Origin of the sequence: Amycolatopsis sp. NPDC049252 (assembly GCF_043197175.1) — a bacterium.
Taxonomy (GTDB): domain Bacteria; phylum Actinomycetota; class Actinomycetes; order Mycobacteriales; family Pseudonocardiaceae; genus Amycolatopsis.
In genome coordinates this window covers 1-17,136 of the sequence record NZ_JBICSQ010000028.1, presented here as the reverse complement: position 1 = coordinate 17,136, position 17,136 = coordinate 1, and the positions used below count along the sequence as shown (strand labels likewise).

Genomic DNA, 17,136 nt, shown 5'->3' with positions numbered 1-17,136 from the left:
ATCAGGCCGCGAGCTGAGTTGCCGAAGTTTCCGGACCGTCCCCCGGCGGTCCGGCGGCAGCGAGTAGCGCCCGGTCGTACTCGGCCTTCCACGTGATCCGCTCGGCGATCGCCCGCATGATCAGGTGCGGTCGAGGAGGGACCTGCGGATCTCCCGGTTCGACCTTCCGCCACACGAGCCGGGCCGGGTCCGGTTGTGGCTTCTCGATCCCGATCGCCGCCAACGCCTGCGTGACGAACGCCTTCCGATCGGCTTTGTGGTCGTCGAGGGTCTTGCCCGACCACTTGCGCGACACCAGCACCCGCCGTCCCGGCAGTCCGAGCGTGGTCCGCCGATGTGCCCGTCCCTTGCAGTGCCCCGGCGTGGTCTTGCTGCCCGCGCCCTTCGGCTGCACCCCATACAGGAGCCAGACCGCGCACCGGGGCGAGCACGGGGTGACCGACAGTTCGGCATGCAGTCGGTCGTGGTGATCCCGCAGCCGTGCCGTGTCCGCCTCGACGACCTCGCCGGTGGACTTGGTGAGGTACTTCGTGAGGTAGCCGATGTGGCGGCCGGCCTCTTCGGTCCCGCCGAGGATGCCCTTCGAGTGCACCTGCCGCCCGAAGGTCACCACGTGCGCCGGGTCCTCCACCTCTTCTACGGCGTCGTCCCAGGTGGTCAGCGGTTGCCGGGTGTCCGGATCCAGGAACGCCCGGGTGTCGCCGTCCCAGACCGGCAGCCGGTCGGCGTAGAGCACCTGCTCGTGGTTGGGCCACCAGACCTGGTGATAGGTGGCTTCGGTGACCTGGCGGATGACGTCGTGCGGGATCGCACCGCGGATCGCCGCGTGCAGGTGCGGAGCCGTCCGCTTCTGCGGCTCGACCGTGGCGAAGTACTGCGCGTCCCAGCCCACGGCCCGCCGGAGGTTCTGCCACCACCGGTCCACCAGCGCGGAGAAGTGCACCGCGTCCCGAGCCGCCCGCCGGTAGTCATATCGACTTGGGTCGACTGGGGAGCCGTCGCCACGGACCGGGCCGTAGGTGTCGCAGGTCAGCGTGACGAACATCGACGGCCGGAACTTCCCCGCGAACTCACGCCCGACCGTCGTCTTCGCGACCCTCCGCCGAGGCAGGTTCGGCGCGTCCTGCCGACGACGGGTCGACCGCTTCACCGCCCGTTTGGTCGGGACATCGACGGCAGGCAGCCGACCGCGCATCCCAAGTTGCCGAAGTTCCGCATCCACCCCCGTGATCTCGTCGCGAAGTTCCTCCGCCTCCGCCCGGTCGTGCTCGACCACCTCCCGGTAGGCCGCGACCAGGTCGGCGCGGTAGGTCAGCAGCTCCTTGTGATCCTCCGACGGTGGCTCGGGGGTGAGGTTGGGTTCGTCGGTCATGTGCCAGCCCTCGCGGCACTGAGCCTGCCGAAGGGCCTTCGCCTTCCGCGCACACGGCAGGCACACCGATTCCACGGTGGAGCCGCACGGGACCGGGACGTAGCGCAGTTCGCCGGTGGTGGTGTCGCCGACCTCCATGGTGAACGGGCGGACGCAGACGCCGTGCTTCTCCGCCGTCGCCCGGATGACGTCGGCCGCCAGGGGTGTCCGCATCCGTTCTGCCCGCGTCCCGGTGGCCGGCGGGGTCTGTTCCTGGTCGGTCATCAGGCGGCCACCTCCCCGGGGCGGGACCATTGGCGAAGCTGGAACAGGGGCATGTCCTGCCGTTGCCCGGCGGGCAGGTCCGGGAACACCGCCGGGTCGTGTGCGACCCCGCTATAGACGTGCACCGGGATGCCGCACGGGGTTCGGCCGTCTACCGACAGGTGCACCGAGTCGCCGTCTTGGACCCGCCAGAGCGAGGCCGACACCTCGTCGAGGGTGTTCGCCCATGTCAGCAAGGCACCAGCGACGTCGGGCAGCCGGTGGGCGTCGAGCTGGACCGTCAGCGGGTCCGACCACGTCCGCACGGTCAACGTCGCCACCGGGGGCAGCTGGTGCAGGTCAAGGTGGTCCCGGATCGTGTCGAGGAAGACCATCAGCCGGTTCACGCCGCCACCCCCTCGCCGCCCAGCACCGGACGAGCGACCCCGCCGTTGGTGACGTACTGCTCCAGCGCCTTGACCGTCTCGTCGGACACCCAGCCCGCGCGGATACGCAACGGTTCGCGGATGCCTTCGCCCCATACGAACCCGACCCCGGCTTCGCTGTCGCCGATTCGGTTGGCCCACGCCCCACGCTCATAGGCGCCGTCGCCGAGGACCATGCCGACGTGCGTCTTGGACGTGACGCGCAGGCAGACGCGGCGGGTGAACAGCTCCCGGACCGGGACGGTGTCCTTGGTCGGCTCCTGCACATAGCCGCGGACCGAGATGTTCAAGGCCCGCCCCTGCGTGTTCAGCAAGGCGACGCGTTCGACGATCTGCTCACGGGTCTTGCGATCCGTGTACTTCGTGAGCGCGCCAATCTCGTCGAACTCCAGCAACTCCAACGGGTACTCCGTCGACAGCGGGATAGTGCGAACCCGCCCGGCGAACTCCCGCTTGCGGGATTCCATCTCCTCGACCAGGCCGTCGAGCACCTCGAGCGCGTCCTTCCCCGACACCGCGTACCGGGTGAAGATCCCGCGCCCGTAGGCCAGTTCCATGCCTTTGGGGTCGATCCCGGACATGCGGACCAGCCCGGATCGGATCGCCGGAGCCGCCGACACCAGCGGGCACCACATCACCGAGTTCTTTCCAGCACCCGACGCACCAGCGGTCAGGCAATGCGCCCCGGAACCCAGTAACGGCACCCGCCAGTCGTGCCCGTACTCGGTCCGACCGGCCCAGACCTTGCGCAGATCCACTGCGGACTCCTGCACCGCGACCAGGTCAGGAACAACGGGCGAGTGCACGAGGGACGCCAGCTGGTCCCGGCGCTGGAAGTCGACCGACACCACGTTCGGCGCCAGCTCCCGCACCTGACACCGCGCGACCTTCCGCGCCGAAGCCAGTGCACGGGCCGCCTCGTCGAAGTCCTCGGGTTTCTGGCCGGGCACGAGCTGCACCCGGACCTCATCCCACGACGGTCCTGAGCGGACGCCGAGAACCTTCGGGACCTGCACGCCGGACTGCCGGGCCGTCGCCCGAGAGGCTTTCCGGCGACCGACCAGGTTGACGGTGACCTCGACCGGCAGCGCGGCATCGCGGACGCTCAGGCCGCAGGCGTGCAGCCAGCCGGGCAGCTTGAGGTGGTACACGGCCCAGCGCAGCCACCACGACCGCAGAGGCCGGCCGCACCACTGGTCGAACGAGGTCACGTCCAGCAGCCGCCACACGCCGAGGATCAGCGCCAGGCCGCCGAGGTTGACCACGAGCCAGACCCAGCCGACCCAGACGCACCACAGGTAGACCGCGATCACGGTCAACGATGTGCGCCAGTGGATCACGACCTGGGAGAACAGCCAGAACACGACCTTGCAGGCCCACCACAGGGCCACGAACACGACAACCATGGTGGTCAGCAGCTCAGCCATGGACGCCAGCGCCCGCCCGATCTTGGCCAGGACCCACATGAAGAGGCCGAGGCCGGCCAGGGCGATCACGAGCATTCCGGGGGAGGTCATCGCAGACCACCACCCAGCACCGCCGAGAGATCCAGCGGCAACGCACCCAGGCACGGGGCGCACTTGGTTTCACCGGGCAGCAGCCGAGCGAACCGCTTGCATTCCGAACATCGCGAGCGGGTGACCCCCACTGGCGATGGTTGCTTGTCATCGTCTAGCGTCTGCATTGTTCACACCTCGCGGTTGTGGACAGCGCAGGAGCGGCATGGTTGGTAGCCGAGTTTCCGCTTCTGCGCCTTACGGTTCCGCGTCGCCGGAAGTGGACGCGTTTCATCGCCGCACGACATAGCGTGCGTTTTTCGTTGCAGTGTTTGACTTCTGGACTATCTACACGGGACTATTCGGGCTTGATCTTCGCGCCCTGAATCTTCGCCGACACCTCCCCCGCTTGACGTCGTTCGTAGTCCGCCCAGTACAGGGATTCGTGGTGGTGGCCCCGGTCGACGTCGGCAACAACCTCGTACATCCGGGCATTCGCCTGGCGATAGGCCAGCCAGACGGACGGGTTCGCGTCCGGCGCGGGCCGCCGATCCATCGCGATCTCGTGCGCGTCCCGCAGGGTGCGCGGCTTATCCGGCGTCTTCATCACGCACCAGCCGAGTCATCGCGCGAGCTTCGAGAAGCGCCGCCAGGTCCTCCGCGCCGTCGCGGAGCTGGCGAAGGAACCTCACGCACGCCGGCCACATCGCCGGGTCGTCCGGCGGTCGGAGCGTCACCACGCACGGCGCCCCCGCGAGCACCAGCATCGGCGGGTGCGTCGGTTCCGAACCAGTCTCCTCGACCGTCAGTTCCGCTTGCGGGCCGACGACCCACGTCACGCCGAACCCGTCCCATCCGGTGGTCGACATGCCCTACCTCATCTCGAACGCTGTACTTGTCAGCCTGAATCTCAAATGCCTCAGCCGCGGACATGACCGCCGCGTGCGCCCACCCGGGAAGCTCGAACTCGGCGGCAAGGTGGCGCCAAGCAGCGGCGACCGCCCGCGACACCGACGGCAGCTCAGCGTCCGACGCGGCCGGGTACCGGGCGTAGGCCAGTTCCCAAGCCCGCACCAGCTCCCACCGGCTCATGTCAGCTCCCCTGGTCGACGCCCCGAATCAGCGCGGCTGAACTCCACCTGCGAGCGCCGCATGAACTCCTCCGCCGCAACCGCCGACGCGTGACGCGCCCACAGCGGCACAGCCAGATCGGCGGACAAGGCACGCCAGGCAACCGCCACAGCGTGGTAAGCGAGAGCAAGACGCCGCACTGCCGCCAGATCGTCCGAAGCCGATCTCATCGCGGCGAACAGTGCGGCCGTCTGCTCCGCGTACGCCTCGTTCCACCGAGCGACCGCCTCACGCGACGGCCGCCCCGCCATCACGCGGCCTTCTGCTGACTGCCCGAGCCCTCACCAGCTGGCGTCTTTGCGGCAGCCTGCTTCGAGCCAGCGCTACGGCCCGGCTCACGCATGCCGGTCGCCCGCAGCACCCAGCCCTGATACTTGAACTTCTCGCCCATCACCCGGGGCTCGACCATCAGGCCCTCGAACACGACAGGCCGGAAGTCGAACCCCTGCATCGCTGCCGGAGGCGGAACAGGCTGAACCCGGTCGAGCAGGGTCACGGTGGCCGACTTGTCGCGGTCCTTCTCCGCCGACGGGTCGGTCACGGTGACCTTCCACTGCGGCAAGCCGGTCTGCTCATCGATCTTCTGCTTGGGCTGCTTGCCCCGGGCCTTGTCTTCGTTGGAGACGTACTCCATGTCCGGTGTGACCGGACCAACGATCGCGGCTCCGGCCGGGAACACGACATCGTGCTCGATCTCGAAGCGTGTCCCGCGCGCTACTGCCATGTCGGTACCTCCTGGTCAGGCGCCTCACTCGGCGCTGCCGTACTTGGCTGACTTGATCAGGTTAGCCAGGTTGCCTAGCCAAGTCAAGCAAGTCGGAAGCAGCCTAGGTCGCTAGGTCGCCTAGACAGGTGCTACCGACGTCAGGGAGACTCTGAGACGAATGTTTGCAAGGTGCGTCGCCCACATCAGACGGAGGAGCTGTGGCACTGGACCCGGACGACCCGAGGCCGCCATATGTGCAGGTGGCGAATGCCCTGCGCGCAGCGATCCTGACCAGGAAGTTCACTCCGGGCGACAAGCTGCCATCGCGAAACGAGCTGGCAAAGACATACAACGTCGCGCCTATGACCGTGCAGAACGCTATCCGCGAACTGCGCGACGAGGGCCTGATCGTGTCGCGCCAGGGCAGCGGCGTCTTCGTTCGAGAGCGCACCGAACGCCCCGTCGGGCTCCGACCGCACATCGAACGCGCCTTCGAGGCCGAGGACGTCACGATCGATTTCGCCGGCTTCTCGGGCGAGACCCTGCACGGAGTCATCTCCGAGCCACTGGACAAGATCCGAATCGGCCGGCTACCTCCGGAGTCGATCACCGTTCGCCTGCTCGTGCCGGACCCGACGCAGCCATGGTCCCTCCCGGTCACGGTCGACGAGCACGCCGACAGCCCGCTCTTCCGCAAGCGCGCCGAAGAGATCATGCGGCGACACACCCTCGCCATCGTCGACTCGGTGACCGAGCTTGCCGAGATGGGCCTGGTCAACAAGGCGACAGCGCAAGTTCGCGTGCACCCGTCACCGCCGATGTTCAAGCTCTACTTGATCAACAACGAAGAGACGTTCTTCGGCTTCTACCCGGTCCGCGAGCACGTCATCAGCTACGGCGGCGAGACACAGGCGATGTATGACCTCATGGGCAAGGACGCGATCCTCTTCCACCACTCGATCAACGACGACGACACGTCGACCGGATCGCAGTACGTCGAGCAGGCGAAGACATGGTTCGACAGTCTGTGGAATAGCGTCGCGAAGGACTACCAGCGTTGACACCCGAAGAGACACTTACCCAGGCCACCGCACTGTTACTCGATTTCGACGGCCCGGTATGCGCGGTGTTTGCTGGCATTCCGGTATCAACAGTTGCCGATCAACTCAGGCAGGTATTGGCCGACGGCGGCCACGCGAATCTTCCAGCCCCGATTGCGACCTCGGAAGACCCGTTTGATGTACTTCGCTACGCTGCCGAACTCAGCGAAAATGATGCCCGCCTAGTCGAAGCGGCCTTCACAGCTCACGAGCTTGAGGCGGTATCTACTTCCACACCGACAGCCGGATCCCACGATCTCATCAAAGATTGGCATGCTTCCAATCGACCAATCGCGATCGTCAGCAACAACAGCGTCACTGCAATACAAGCTTACATTGACTTCTATAATCTCAGCTCTTCAATTGACTACATATCCGCTAGAACCGGACCAGACGTGCGACTTCTCAAACCAAGCCCCCACCTTCTCAACCAAGCGTCCGCCGCCCTAGACGTTGCTCCTGGTGACGCCGTTTTTATCGGCGACTCACTGACCGACATCGAAGCGGCCCGCATCGCGGGAGTACACTCGATCGGTTACGCCAACAAGCCCGAGAAGTCATCGGCTTTCGCAGATGCCGATGCTGTCACCCATACGATGATAGAGCTGACAGCAGCCTTTGCGGAATCGCAACGGTCGAAGTCAGAAAGATCTCATGAACCAGGCTCATACCATTGAGCTTTCTTCGCCATCCTCGATTTAACGCCTTGAGGTCGATTCCTGCTTCCTGGATGCTCGACGGCACCATGTCCAGGAAATTCGTCATTAGGTGCGCGATAGACTTTTTCACCTAGCTCGCGAATATCGCCAGCCCGCAACCAGCATACTCGATAGTCCTCACCCCACCGCTTAATCAGATTTTCCACGGCCAGGTCGGTGTCTTCCCAATCCTCTTCGACGTAAACCGACATCAATCCATCATCACGGTGATTTTGAAACGCCTGCGAAGAAGGACGCTCTTCGCCATCCACTTCTTTTACCCAGTCACGATGAACCACCCGGAAGACCCTACAGTCATCCGGGACCTCTTTCGGCTCATCTTCAGGCAAGAAAGCACCTACTTCGGTTACCGGAACTAGCGCAGTGCGGAATCTTGGACAGCAAGCAAGAACACAGTCTGATTCTCAGAGATCAGACCCTCAGCCTCCCAGTCTTCGCCGCGCGACCAGTAGAACTCGTCACCGTAACCACTAAAAGTCAAATGCAAAGAGTGACCATTCCTGTCCCACTCAATGCCAATCGAGCCATCATCGCCCAACGCAATAAATGGACGTCGTACGGGAGGCCGGATCGAAGAAATGAAGTTAACAGCCCGAGCAAAAGCACCAGGATTGACAAACTCGCTGCGATACAGCCAATCGGCCATCTGGTTGAGCGCGTCCGAAACCCACGCTGACGTCGGCGCACTGGGCGCAACGATGCTCGCACTTGACGACACATCAGACGAGTCGAACAAGTTGGTTACTTTTTCAGTAACACTGGCTTGAGGAGGGGAGCTGCTGTAACCAGACCCCTGGGACATCAATGATCTCGTCTTAACAGTGTTGTTCATGCCAACCCCCAGGCCCTCTTGACATCTTCTCGAACCATCTGTTCAAAGTTTTTGGTTATAGCCACATGTGCCACATCCAAAAACGATATTCCAACCTCCAAAGGAGTCTTAGGCAGGTAAGAAGCACTTCGCAGAGTTGTGCTGACATTAAGCACTGGCACGCCGGTCTCCGTATCTATTGCAGGCTGCGCGGACGCATGAAGCCTCCCGGCGAAGCTTCCATCGTCATCTCGCAGAACCCGCGAATAAGAAAATGAGACCTGCTCATAGTCATCTGATGCGCCGAACTCAATGTTCGCAACCTTATGCGTATCCGAATGCGATTTCCAGAGCCCCCCCGGACGCACAACGTCGATGTAAGTCAGCTCGACTTGACGGAGGTGAATTGCCTCATCTCCTGCCCGCTGAAGCGCAGTATTGAGCTCAACGCATATATCAACAAATTCACTACGAAGCTGCTCGTATCCAGGGTAGGTCAAATCCGACTTCTTGCGCCAGTTAAGAGCGACGTAATCTGGCTGAACCTGCATCAAGCGGCTACCGTCATCGCTGCTCAACCAATATCGCGCCTGCGGAAAGTCGTTCATTTGGCTCATACGAAGCCCGAGCGCTGCCGCGCTCAGACTGTTCGGACCGGGCGGGAACTCTGCAGGCATCTCGTACGGCGGCCGAAGCTCAAGGGTCGGGAACCGTTGAAGAAAGCTCTCAAGGGTCAGTCCAGCGCGTGGTCCCAACAAGGCACCACGCTTGTCAAAAGCAAACGACAAGACCACCTCGTCAACAGGTGGTTGACGCTGCTCGCTCATCGTGGTGCCTCCCGTGCCCAACGGACCCATCTCTAGGATGCCTGCTCGACTAGCCGACAGCCAGACGAGAATCCTGAGAATCTACATCCAAGCCTGCCGAACTTAGCTCTATGGGATCAAGGCGCCGCCAGCGGCGCGCTCGTTCCGCGCCGTCCGGCGGCTGGCCCATGCGGCACGGACGGCCTGCCGCTCCGCTCCGGCCGCCGGCCGCGGGCCAGCCGCCGTATCCGCCAGCGAGGCGCAGCGCGCCGCACCGCCTGACCGACAGGCAAGGGGTGACGAAATCCGACGGCTACCGCGTGTCGACCGAAATGGCCCCCGGCAGCCTTCTACTCTGACCACAGGCCTACTCCAGTCACTTCCTCGGACGGCCGTCGAGGAAGTGCCCCTGGCTCTCGACGCTGCCGGGTACATCGCCCGGGCAGTGCCTCAGGGGATGAGGTAGGTGAAGGCCCATGTGTCGACAGGGCCGGAAGAAGCGGTTCACCGTCAGCATCACCGGCAAAGTGACACTGACGGCGAACCACCTGGTAACCGTGATCGCGCTGGCCCTGCTAGGCCTGCAAACCTTGTACCAGCGCTGACCTGCGGTAACTCATCGTCGGGGCCGTCCATCAGGGCGGCTCCGACGGCGAGTAGCGCGGAATAACATGCGCTCTTATCCCGCAAACTACTGTAAACCTGCGGGTGTACGTACACCCACAACCCGCCCGGCATGTTCTGGCCTAACTTGGCTTAATCTGGCCTAACTTGGCCCGATCAGCTCGTGACTAACAGTCATCGCGTCGGCCCGGTCCTCGTAGGGATCGTTTAACACCAGCCCGTCGGCATCAAGGGCGCCTGGCGGCGTCGCTACGCGATGAGCTTCGCTCCCCCTTGACCCCGACAGCCCGGTGCTAACGCTGGCAGGGGCGAGGGACGACGGGGCGGACTGCCAGCGCGTCAGGCCGTCTCCAGGCCGTCAGACGTCCGCCAGAGTTGACCAAGAACGACCAACGACGACCGATAACCAGCAGCTCAACAGGGGTGCCGACGATCAGTCCGCAGGTGGAGGCCACGACGTGGCAGACCTACGACGTGTGATCCACTGACGCGTCCCTTGGGCACGCCGGCGGCGAGGAGCGGAAACGCCCTCGCCGCCGGCGTTCTTTTCGCCCCGGGCCGGGGGCTTTGCCACCCGGAACCCCCGAAAAGCTGTCTCAGTCGCCCTCGGCCGTCGACAGCAGCTTCAGGTCCGCGCCCGCCTCGGCGAACCGGCCACGCGGGTCCGCCACCAGCTTGCGGCGCTCCAGGTCCATCAAGCCCAACGTGCAGGTGATCTCCGCGGCGAGCGTGCCGTCGGCCTTGTAGATGTTCGTGTTCATCGAGAACGTCTTGCCGCTGCCGAACTTCGCGTCGCACGTCACGTCGAGCTCTTCGCTCGCGCGGATCTCCCGGCGGAACACGATGTGGGACTCCAGCAGCACCGCCGCGAACCCCGACAGGCCGTTGAGGGCACCCGCGCTTTCCAGCAGCTCGAGCCGCGACACCTCGCCGTACGAGTGGTACACGGCGTGGTTGAGGTGGCCCAGGGTGTCCAGCTCGTAGTGGCGGACCTTGATCCGGGTCCGGAACGGCTCTCGATCGCTCACGCACCCCACCTTAATCAGCCTCGTAGAACAGGTGCTCCACCACCGTGTGCGCGCGGCGCGTGATCCGGCGGTACGTGTCGAGGAACTCGCCGGGGTCGTCTTCCGCGGTCTGGCCGAGCACCCGCGCCACCGCGACCAGGTCGCGGCCCGAGCTGGGGACCTCGTCGACGGCCTTGCCGCGCACCAGCATCCCGGCGTTGCGCACCCGGGTCGCCAGCAGCCACGCCTCGGCCAGCGAGTCCGCCTCGGACTGCTGGGCCAGGCCGGCGCCGGGGAGCACGGCCAGGGCGTCCAGGGTGGACGTCGTCCGCAGCCCGGGGACGGCGTGGGCGTGCTGCAGCTGCAGGAGCTGCACCGTCCACTCGACGTCGGCGAGGCCGCCGCGGCCGAGCTTCGTGTGCCGCGTCGGGTCGGCTCCGCGAGGCATCCGCTCCGTCTCGACGCGCGCCTTGATCCGCCGGATCTCGCGGGCTTTCGTCCCGTCCAGGCCGCCCTCGGGGTAGCGGATCGGGTCGATCATCGTGATGAACCGCTGGCCCAGGTCGTCGTCGCCGGCGATGAACCGGGCGCGCAGCAGCGCCTGCGCCTCCCACACCTCACCCCAGCGCGCGTAGTAGGCCCGGTACGACTCGAGCGTTCGCACCAGCGGCCCGCTGCGCCCCTCCGGCCGCAGGTCGGCGTCGACGACGAGCGCCGGGTCCGGGCTCGGCGCGCCCAGCATCTTCCGGACGGTTTCCGCGACCGACGACGCGAACTTCACCGCGTCGGAGTCCGAGACGCCTTCAGCCGCTTCGCACACGAAGAGCACGTCGGCGTCGGAGCCGTAGCCCAGTTCGGCGCCGCCCAGCCGGCCCATGCCGATGACGGCGATCCGCGCCGGCGTCCGGCCGAGTTCGGCCTGGCGCTGCCGAAACGCGGATGCGAGCGCGCTTTGCAGCACCGCGACCCAGACACTGGACAACGCCGCGCACACCGCCGGGACGTCGAGCAGGCCGAGCAGGTCCGCACACGCGACGCGCAGCAGTTCGTGCCGCCGCAGGGAGCGCGCCGTCGTGACGGCGGCGTTCAACCCGGGCTGCCGCCGGACGGCCGCGCGCAGCGACGTCGCCACCTCGGCGGGCGTGCGGCCCAGCAGCCGGGCCGGGTCGCCGAGCAGCTGCAGCACCTCGGGCGCGCGGACCAGCAGGTCGGGCACCAGCCTCGACGTGCCGAGCAGGGTGGCCAGCCGTTCGACGACCGTGCCCTCGTCCCGCAGCACCCGCAGGTACCACGGCGTGTCTTCGAGTGCCTCGGAAACCTTCCGGTACGACAGCAGCCCGCCGTCCGGGTCCGGGGTGTCGGCGAGCAGGTCGAGCAGCACGGGCAGCAGTGCCTGCTGGATCGCAGCGCGCCGGGACACGCCGGAGGTGAGCGCCTTGATGTGCTGGAGCGCGCCGTCGGGGGCGGTGTACCCGAGCGCGGCCAACCGGCTGGCGGCCTGCTTGGTCGTCAGGCGCAGTGCCTCGGTCGGCACGTTCGCGACCGACTGCAGCAGCGGCCGGTAGAAGATCTTTTCGTGCAGCCGCCGGATGCCCTTGCCGTGCTTGCGGAACTCCGCGAGAAGGGCCTCCCCCTCGCTCTTGCCCCCGGCCGGCTTGATCCCGCTCGCCCGCGCGAGGATCCGCAGCTCGACGGTGTCCGACGTCGCGGGGAACAGGTGCGTCCGGCGCAGCCGCCGCAGCTGCAGGCGGTGCTCCAGCATCCGCAGGAACTCGTACGACGCGCCCAGCTCGGCGGCGTCCTGCCGGCCCACGTAACCACCTTCGCCGAGCGCGGCGAGCGCGTCCATCGTGGACGGTGACCGCAGCTCGTCGTCGACCCGGCCGTGCACGAGCTGCAGCAGCTGCACCGCGAACTCGACGTCACGCAGGCCGCCGCGGCCCAGCTTCAGCTCGCGCTCGGCGTGCTCGGACGGCACGTGCCCCTCGACGCGGCGCCGCATCTGCTGCACCTCGGCGACGAAGTTGTCCCGGTCGGCGGCCGACCACACCAGCGGCGCCACCATCTCGGCGTACTGCCGCCCGAGCTCGACGTCGCCGGCGACCGGACGGGCCTTGAGCAGCGCCTGGAACTCCCAGGTCTTGGCCCACTTCAGGTAGTAACTGTGGTGGCCTTCGAGGGTGCGGACGAGCGCGCCGGCCTTGCCCTCCGGGCGCAGCGCGGCGTCGACGTCGAAACACGCCTTCCCGGTGACGCGCATCATCGTGCTCGCCAGCCGCGTCGCGACACCGAGATCACCCGCGCCGACGAAGATGACGTCGACGTCGCTGACGTAGTTGAGCTCCCGGCCACCGCACTTGCCCATCGCGATGACCGCGAGCGAATTCTCGGCGGACGCGCCGACCTCGGCCTCGGCGACCACCAGCCCGGCGGCCAGCGCGGCCTCGGCCAGCTCGGTCAGCTGCGCGGCGACCTCGGCGTAGCGCGGCTGCTCGAGCCCGGCCTCGACAAGGTGCCCCAGGTCCGCGGCGGCGATGCCGAGCAGCAGCCCGCGGTAGGCGACCTTCAGCACGTGCTCGGCCTCGAGCCCGGTGATCACCGAGCCGTCCTCGCGCACGAGCGCGGCGCGCAGGGCTTCCCGGTACCCGGCGGGGTTCGTGCTCTTCTTGCCGGTGAGCGAGTGCCACTCCGCGGGGTTCGCGCACAGGAAGTCGGCCAGCGCGCTCGACGTCCCGAGCACGGAAAGCAGGCGGCCGCGGAAGGTCCGGTTCTCGCGGAGCTGTTCTTCGAGCCGTCGCCACTCGGCGTCGTCGGACTCGCGGATCCGGTCCAGCCCGCGCAACGCGAGGTCGGGATCGGCGGTGCGGGACAACGCGGAGAGGACGTCGGCCGCGGCGGCGACCGGGCCGGCGTCGTCCCACCAGCCGGCCGCGCGCAACTGACCCTCGGCACGGGCGTCGGTGAAGCCGTACCTCGCCGCCGAAGCGGTCGTTCGCGCGCGGTCTGCCATCACGAACCACCGTAGCCGGTACGGCGTCCCGATTCCGGCTCAGGCGGCGAGGCGTCCCGGCTCGGTGTCGGCCGGCGTCGGCTCGGGGACCTGGAAGCTGTGCGCGGTGACGGGATGGCGGCGCGAAAGCAGCCAGATCCCGGCGCCCACACCGATCCCGACCACACCGACGGCGATGGTGCCCGCGCTGCCGAGCGACGCGATCTTGCCGGAGATGGCGCCGACGATCGCGGCCGCGGGCAACGTGAACAGCCAGGCGATCACCATCCGGCCGGCCATCCGCCAGCGGACGGGCGCCTCGCGGCGGCCGACGCCGGAGCCGACGATCCCGCCGGAGCACACGTGCGTCGTCGAAAGCGGGAAGCCGAGCCGCGACGAGACCAGGATGACGAGCGCCGAGCTCGTCTGGGCGGCGAAGCCCTGCGGACCCTCGATGTCGGTCAGGCCCTTGCCGAGGGTGTGCGTGATGCGCCAGCCGCCGAGGTAGGTGCCCGCGGCCAGTGCGCAGGCCGCGCTGACGATCACCCAGACGGGCGGGGCGGCACCGGGCGGGAGGCTACCGGCGGTGACGAGCGTGAGCGTGATCACGCCCATCGTCTTCTGCGCGTCGTTCGTGCCGTGGGCCAGCGAGACCAGCGACGCCGAGACGATCTGGCCGACCTTGAACCCCCGCGTGGCCGGCCGGTTCCGGACGAGGAAGCGGTACACGAGGTACGTCGCGACCATCGCCACGACACCGGCGATCACCGGCGACGCGGCCGCCGGGATCAGCACCTTCTCGACGATCTTTCCGAAGTGGACCGAGTCGGCGCCCGCCGAAACCCAGGTGGCGCCGATCAAGCCGCCGAACAGCGCGTGCGACGAGCTCGACGGCAGACCGACGAACCACGTCACGAGGTTCCAGACGATCGCGCCGATCAGCCCGCCGAACACGATCGACGGGCCGATCTTCGTGTCGTCCACCAGGCCGCTCGAGATCGTCTTGGCCACCTCGACCGACAGGAACGCGCCGACCAGGTTGAGCACCGCCGAGATCGCGACGGCCACCCGGGGCTTGAGCGCCCCGGTCGCGATCGACGTCGCCATCGAGTTCGCGGTGTCGTGGAACCCGTTTGTGAAATCGAATACCAGGGCCGTGACGACGACGAGCACGACCAGCAACGAGGGCTCCACCCCGACCTCCGAACCCTTGTGGGGACTTACCCGCAAGGTACCTGACGAGTGACGCGGGTTGTTAACAGCCCGTTGCCGGTTGTGACGCTGTCCGTTAAGCCAGCGGTAATGAGCGTTGACTTTCGGCGGCGGACGGGAGCTCCCCGGACGCCAATCGGACGAACCGCTGCGCGAACGGACGCCACGTCTCGGCGATGTCGTCGTGCACCGTGATCAACTTGTCGTGTTCGAGTGAGCCGGGCCGGGCGAACTCCGCCATCCCGGGCTCGTCCGCGGCCCAGCTCTCGACGACCTCGGGCGTCGTCTCGATGTGGAACTGGACTCCGTAGACACATCGGTTGAACCGGAAAGCCTGTTTCTGGTAGCGCGGAGCGGAGGCGAGCAGCTCGGCGCCCGGCGGGAGCCGGGTGATCGCGTCGTTGTGGAACTGGAGGACGTCCTGCATGAGCGGCATTTCGGCGAAGAGCGGATCGGTCCACGCGGCGTCCTTCTTCGACACCAGGTGCGGGCCGACCTCGGGCCCGTCCCGGCCGACCTCGACGCGCCCGCCGGTCGCGACGGTCAGCAGCTGGGCGCCGAGGCAGATCCCCAGGGTCGGGAGCGGCCTCGACGCCGCCTTCGCCAGCAGGCGCCGGACGTCGGCGAGCCACGGGTGCTTCGCGTCGTCCTCCGCGCCCATGCCGCCGCCGAGGCAGACGACCCCGGCGTAACCGTCGAGATCGGCGGGCAGGTCCTGCCCGGGCAGCAGCCGGACGTCGAGCTCCGCGCCGGCCTCGGTCAGCCAGTCACCGAGGGCGCCGAGCGGGTCGGAGGCGTCCGGCTGGATGATCAGCAGTCGTGTCACGTCTTCCAGGGTAGGTGCGTCAGCAGGCGCAGCGAATTCCGCCCGCTGCCTGGTCTGTTCCGTCGACGGGGTAACCGGCGGCGATCCAGCTCGTGATGCCGCCGGAGAGCCGTTTCACCTGGAAGCCGAGCTCGGCGAGCTTGAGCGCGCCCTTCGTGGCGGCGTTGCAGTTGCTGCTCTCGCAGTAGCAGACGTACACGAGGTCGCGCTCGAGGTGAGCGGTGCTCTCGGGCGTCATGTCCCGGTAGGGCAGGTTGACGGCGCCGGGGATGTGCGCCGCGGCGAACGCCTCGGGAGCGCGGGTCTCGACGACGGCGTAACCGGCGGTGCGGCCGGCGTCCAGGTCCCGGGCGAGGTCGTCCGGATCGACCTCGAAGCCGAGCTCGGCCCCGAAGTAGGCGACGGCGTCGGCGGGAGCCGGGGCGGGGAAGGCGAGTGTGCGTGTCATAGGCGTAATCCTGCTGATCACGGCGTCGCGAACACAGGGCAGAATCGGGGTTCGGCCCGGGTTCAGCCGGGGATTTCGCGGTGTGGCTCGTACTCGGTTGGGAGAATCGCGGTGGACCTCGACGACGTCGACTGGCACCTGATCGAGCTCCTCCAGGCCGACGGCCGGCTGAGCTTCACCGAGCTGGGCCGCCGGGTGTCGCTGTCCGGCTCGGCGGTGACGGAACGGGTCCGCCGTCTCGAGGAACGCGGCGTGATCACGGGCTACGCGGCGAGCGTGGACACGACAAAGCTGGGCCTGCCGATCGAGGCGCTGGTCCGCGCCCGGGTGCGCAGCCTGGACACCCCCCGCTTCCGGACGGCGGTGCTGCCCCTGCCGGAGGTCATCGCCGCGGACCACATCACGGGTGACGAGTGCTGGATCCTGCGGGTGCTGTGCCGGAACACGGCGGAGCTGGAGGAGCTGGTCGAGAAGGTGCAGAGGTATGGGGAGACGACGACGTCACTGGTGCTGTCGTCGCCGTTGCGCCGGCGCCCGCTCGCTCGACGGGGGCGGCCGGACCCCGGGTGAGGCATCGGACATGTCTGGGGGAGGCATCTCGCGTGATCCGCGGGGCATCACTCGTGACTGGGCGGGCATAACCCCCGGGCTGGGACGCGGTTTCGCGTGCTTGGAACCGGACTCGCGTAACTTGGTCGGCTGGCTTGTGTACACGGCCGGCCGACTCGCGTACCCGACGTGCCGACTCGCGTACCTGAAGGGTCGGGTCGCGTACCCAGACAGTCGGCTGGCGTACCTGGACAGTCGGTTCGCGGGATCAGAGAGCGTGCCTGAAGGTCGACTCGTGTGGCTGCGGACCCGGCCGTGTCTTGGGCATAAAGAAAGGGCCCGGCCGGGAGAACCAAAGTTCTCAACCGGGCCGGGCCCTTCCCCACGTAAGTTCGGCGGTGTCCTACTCTCCCACAACCCTTCGGTTGCAGTACCATCGGCGCTGTCAAGCTTAGCTTCCGGGTTCGGAATGGGACCGGGCGTTTCCCTGACGCTAAAACCACCGAAACACTATCAAACACCCACACCCCCCAACCAACAGGGAGCAGTGTGGTGCTTCAGAACCGTAGAGTGGATGCGTAACACCTTCGTAGACAAGTCCTCGGCCTATTAGTACCAGTCAACTCGACAACACATTACTGTGCTTCCATA

At 67.0% G+C, this 17,136-nt stretch carries 17 protein-coding genes and 1 rRNA gene; 3 read left to right on the top strand and 15 right to left on the bottom strand.

The features are described 5' to 3' along the window. Position 1: 1 nt before the first annotated feature. The 6 genes from ACGFMK_RS26255 to ACGFMK_RS26230 all read right to left on the bottom strand — a co-directional run bounded on the left by ACGFMK_RS26255 (position 2) and on the right by ACGFMK_RS26230 (position 5,412). Positions 2-1,636 carry a replication initiator gene (locus ACGFMK_RS26255; protein WP_392768277.1) on the bottom strand — a complete coding sequence of 545 codons (1,635 nt, stop codon included), beginning with the start codon at positions 1,634-1,636 and terminating at the stop codon, positions 2-4. Then, positions 1,636-2,022 (bottom strand): hypothetical protein, encoded by a 387-nt coding sequence (locus ACGFMK_RS26250; RefSeq protein ID WP_392768275.1) that lies wholly within the window; start codon positions 2,020-2,022, stop codon positions 1,636-1,638. The genes ACGFMK_RS26255 and ACGFMK_RS26250 overlap by 1 nt, the downstream gene beginning before the upstream one ends. Continuing rightward, the gene (locus ACGFMK_RS26245) at positions 2,019-3,578 is read right to left on the bottom strand and encodes an FtsK/SpoIIIE domain-containing protein (RefSeq protein ID WP_392768272.1); all 1,560 of its coding nucleotides are present in this window, start codon (positions 3,576-3,578) and stop codon (positions 2,019-2,021) included. The genes ACGFMK_RS26250 and ACGFMK_RS26245 overlap by 4 nt, the downstream gene beginning before the upstream one ends. A gap of 337 nt (positions 3,579-3,915) precedes the next feature. Continuing rightward, the gene (locus ACGFMK_RS26240; protein WP_392768269.1) at positions 3,916-4,164 is read right to left on the bottom strand and encodes an AMED_5909 family protein; all 249 of its coding nucleotides are present in this window, start codon (positions 4,162-4,164) and stop codon (positions 3,916-3,918) included. Next, positions 4,148-4,426: a hypothetical protein gene (locus ACGFMK_RS26235; RefSeq protein WP_392768266.1), complete on the bottom strand. Its 279-nt coding sequence runs from the start codon at positions 4,424-4,426 to the stop codon at positions 4,148-4,150. The genes ACGFMK_RS26240 and ACGFMK_RS26235 overlap by 17 nt, the downstream gene beginning before the upstream one ends. A gap of 512 nt (positions 4,427-4,938) precedes the next feature. Beyond that, a complete protein-coding gene (locus tag ACGFMK_RS26230) occupies positions 4,939-5,412 on the bottom strand; it encodes a hypothetical protein (protein WP_392768264.1) in 474 nt (157 codons plus the stop codon). 200 nt (positions 5,413-5,612) lie between these two features. Here ACGFMK_RS26230 and ACGFMK_RS26225 point away from each other — a divergent pair, with 200 nt between their 5' ends. Together ACGFMK_RS26225 and ACGFMK_RS26220 are read left to right on the top strand one after the other, a co-directional pair. Further along, positions 5,613-6,455: a GntR family transcriptional regulator gene (locus ACGFMK_RS26225; RefSeq protein ID WP_392768262.1), complete on the top strand. Its 843-nt coding sequence runs from the start codon at positions 5,613-5,615 to the stop codon at positions 6,453-6,455. Further along, complete coding sequence (locus tag ACGFMK_RS26220; RefSeq protein WP_392768259.1) at positions 6,452-7,171, top strand: HAD family hydrolase; 720 nt, start codon at positions 6,452-6,454, stop codon at positions 7,169-7,171. The genes ACGFMK_RS26225 and ACGFMK_RS26220 overlap by 4 nt, the downstream gene beginning before the upstream one ends. Here the strand turns inward: ACGFMK_RS26220 and ACGFMK_RS26215 are convergent. The 8 genes from ACGFMK_RS26215 to ACGFMK_RS26180 all read right to left on the bottom strand — a co-directional run bounded on the left by ACGFMK_RS26215 (position 7,147) and on the right by ACGFMK_RS26180 (position 15,936). After that, a complete protein-coding gene (locus ACGFMK_RS26215) occupies positions 7,147-7,542 on the bottom strand; it encodes a hypothetical protein (protein ID WP_392768256.1) in 396 nt (131 codons plus the stop codon). The two genes, ACGFMK_RS26220 and ACGFMK_RS26215, sit on opposite strands and share 25 nt — an antisense overlap. 26 nt (positions 7,543-7,568) lie before the next feature. Next, positions 7,569-8,045 carry a hypothetical protein gene (locus tag ACGFMK_RS26210; RefSeq protein ID WP_392768253.1) on the bottom strand — a complete coding sequence of 159 codons (477 nt, stop codon included), beginning with the start codon at positions 8,043-8,045 and terminating at the stop codon, positions 7,569-7,571. Beyond that, complete coding sequence (locus tag ACGFMK_RS26205) at positions 8,042-8,851, bottom strand: TIGR04255 family protein (RefSeq protein ID WP_392768250.1); 810 nt, start codon at positions 8,849-8,851, stop codon at positions 8,042-8,044. Before ACGFMK_RS26205 ends, ACGFMK_RS26210 begins: the two co-directional genes overlap by 4 nt. A 1,199-nt stretch (positions 8,852-10,050) precedes the next feature. Then, positions 10,051-10,482: an acyl-CoA thioesterase gene (locus tag ACGFMK_RS26200; RefSeq protein WP_392768247.1), complete on the bottom strand. Its 432-nt coding sequence runs from the start codon at positions 10,480-10,482 to the stop codon at positions 10,051-10,053. Positions 10,483-10,492: 10 nt separating this feature from the next. Further along, positions 10,493-13,471 carry a bifunctional [glutamine synthetase] adenylyltransferase/[glutamine synthetase]-adenylyl-L-tyrosine phosphorylase gene (locus ACGFMK_RS26195; RefSeq protein ID WP_392768244.1) on the bottom strand — a complete coding sequence of 993 codons (2,979 nt, stop codon included), beginning with the start codon at positions 13,469-13,471 and terminating at the stop codon, positions 10,493-10,495. A gap of 39 nt (positions 13,472-13,510) precedes the next feature. Next, on the bottom strand, positions 13,511-14,644 hold the full coding sequence (locus ACGFMK_RS26190) for an anion permease (RefSeq protein WP_392768241.1): 1,134 nt from the start codon (positions 14,642-14,644) through the stop codon (positions 13,511-13,513). A gap of 94 nt (positions 14,645-14,738) precedes the next feature. Then, positions 14,739-15,488, bottom strand: coding sequence for a type 1 glutamine amidotransferase (locus tag ACGFMK_RS26185; protein ID WP_392768238.1), 750 nt, complete (start codon positions 15,486-15,488; stop codon positions 14,739-14,741). Between the two features lie 19 nt (positions 15,489-15,507). Continuing rightward, positions 15,508-15,936 (bottom strand): rhodanese-like domain-containing protein, encoded by a 429-nt coding sequence (locus ACGFMK_RS26180; protein ID WP_392768235.1) that lies wholly within the window; start codon positions 15,934-15,936, stop codon positions 15,508-15,510. Positions 15,937-16,047: 111 nt separating this feature from the next. On the opposite strand from ACGFMK_RS26180, the gene ACGFMK_RS26175 reads away from it, so the two are divergent. Beyond that, positions 16,048-16,506, top strand: a complete 459-nt coding sequence (locus tag ACGFMK_RS26175) for an Lrp/AsnC family transcriptional regulator (RefSeq protein WP_392768232.1) — start codon at positions 16,048-16,050, stop codon at positions 16,504-16,506. A gap of 369 nt (positions 16,507-16,875) precedes the next feature. Here the strand turns inward: ACGFMK_RS26175 and rrf are convergent. Further along, positions 16,876-16,992, bottom strand: a 5S ribosomal RNA gene (rrf, locus tag ACGFMK_RS26170). Between the last annotated feature and the right edge of the window lie 144 nt (positions 16,993-17,136).

What these genes read in the sequence shown, in the direction of transcription:
- ACGFMK_RS26255 (WP_392768277.1), bottom strand. Translation starts at nt 1,636, where the DNA reads ATGACCGACCAGGAACAGACCCCGCCGGCCACCGGGACGCGGGCAGAA.
- ACGFMK_RS26195 (WP_392768244.1), bottom strand. Translation starts at nt 13,471, where the DNA reads ATGGCAGACCGCGCGCGAACGACCGCTTCGGCGGCGAGGTACGGCTTC.
- ACGFMK_RS26245 (WP_392768272.1), bottom strand. Translation starts at nt 3,578, where the DNA reads ATGACCTCCCCCGGAATGCTCGTGATCGCCCTGGCCGGCCTCGGCCTC.
- ACGFMK_RS26235 (WP_392768266.1), bottom strand. Translation starts at nt 4,426, where the DNA reads ATGTCGACCACCGGATGGGACGGGTTCGGCGTGACGTGGGTCGTCGGC.
- ACGFMK_RS26205 (WP_392768250.1), bottom strand. Translation starts at nt 8,851, where the DNA reads ATGAGCGAGCAGCGTCAACCACCTGTTGACGAGGTGGTCTTGTCGTTT.
- ACGFMK_RS26240 (WP_392768269.1), bottom strand. Translation starts at nt 4,164, where the DNA reads ATGAAGACGCCGGATAAGCCGCGCACCCTGCGGGACGCGCACGAGATC.
- ACGFMK_RS26230 (WP_392768264.1), bottom strand. Translation starts at nt 5,412, where the DNA reads ATGGCAGTAGCGCGCGGGACACGCTTCGAGATCGAGCACGATGTCGTG.
- ACGFMK_RS26180 (WP_392768235.1), bottom strand. Translation starts at nt 15,936, where the DNA reads ATGACACGCACACTCGCCTTCCCCGCCCCGGCTCCCGCCGACGCCGTC.
- ACGFMK_RS26210 (WP_392768253.1), bottom strand. Translation starts at nt 8,045, where the DNA reads ATGAACAACACTGTTAAGACGAGATCATTGATGTCCCAGGGGTCTGGT.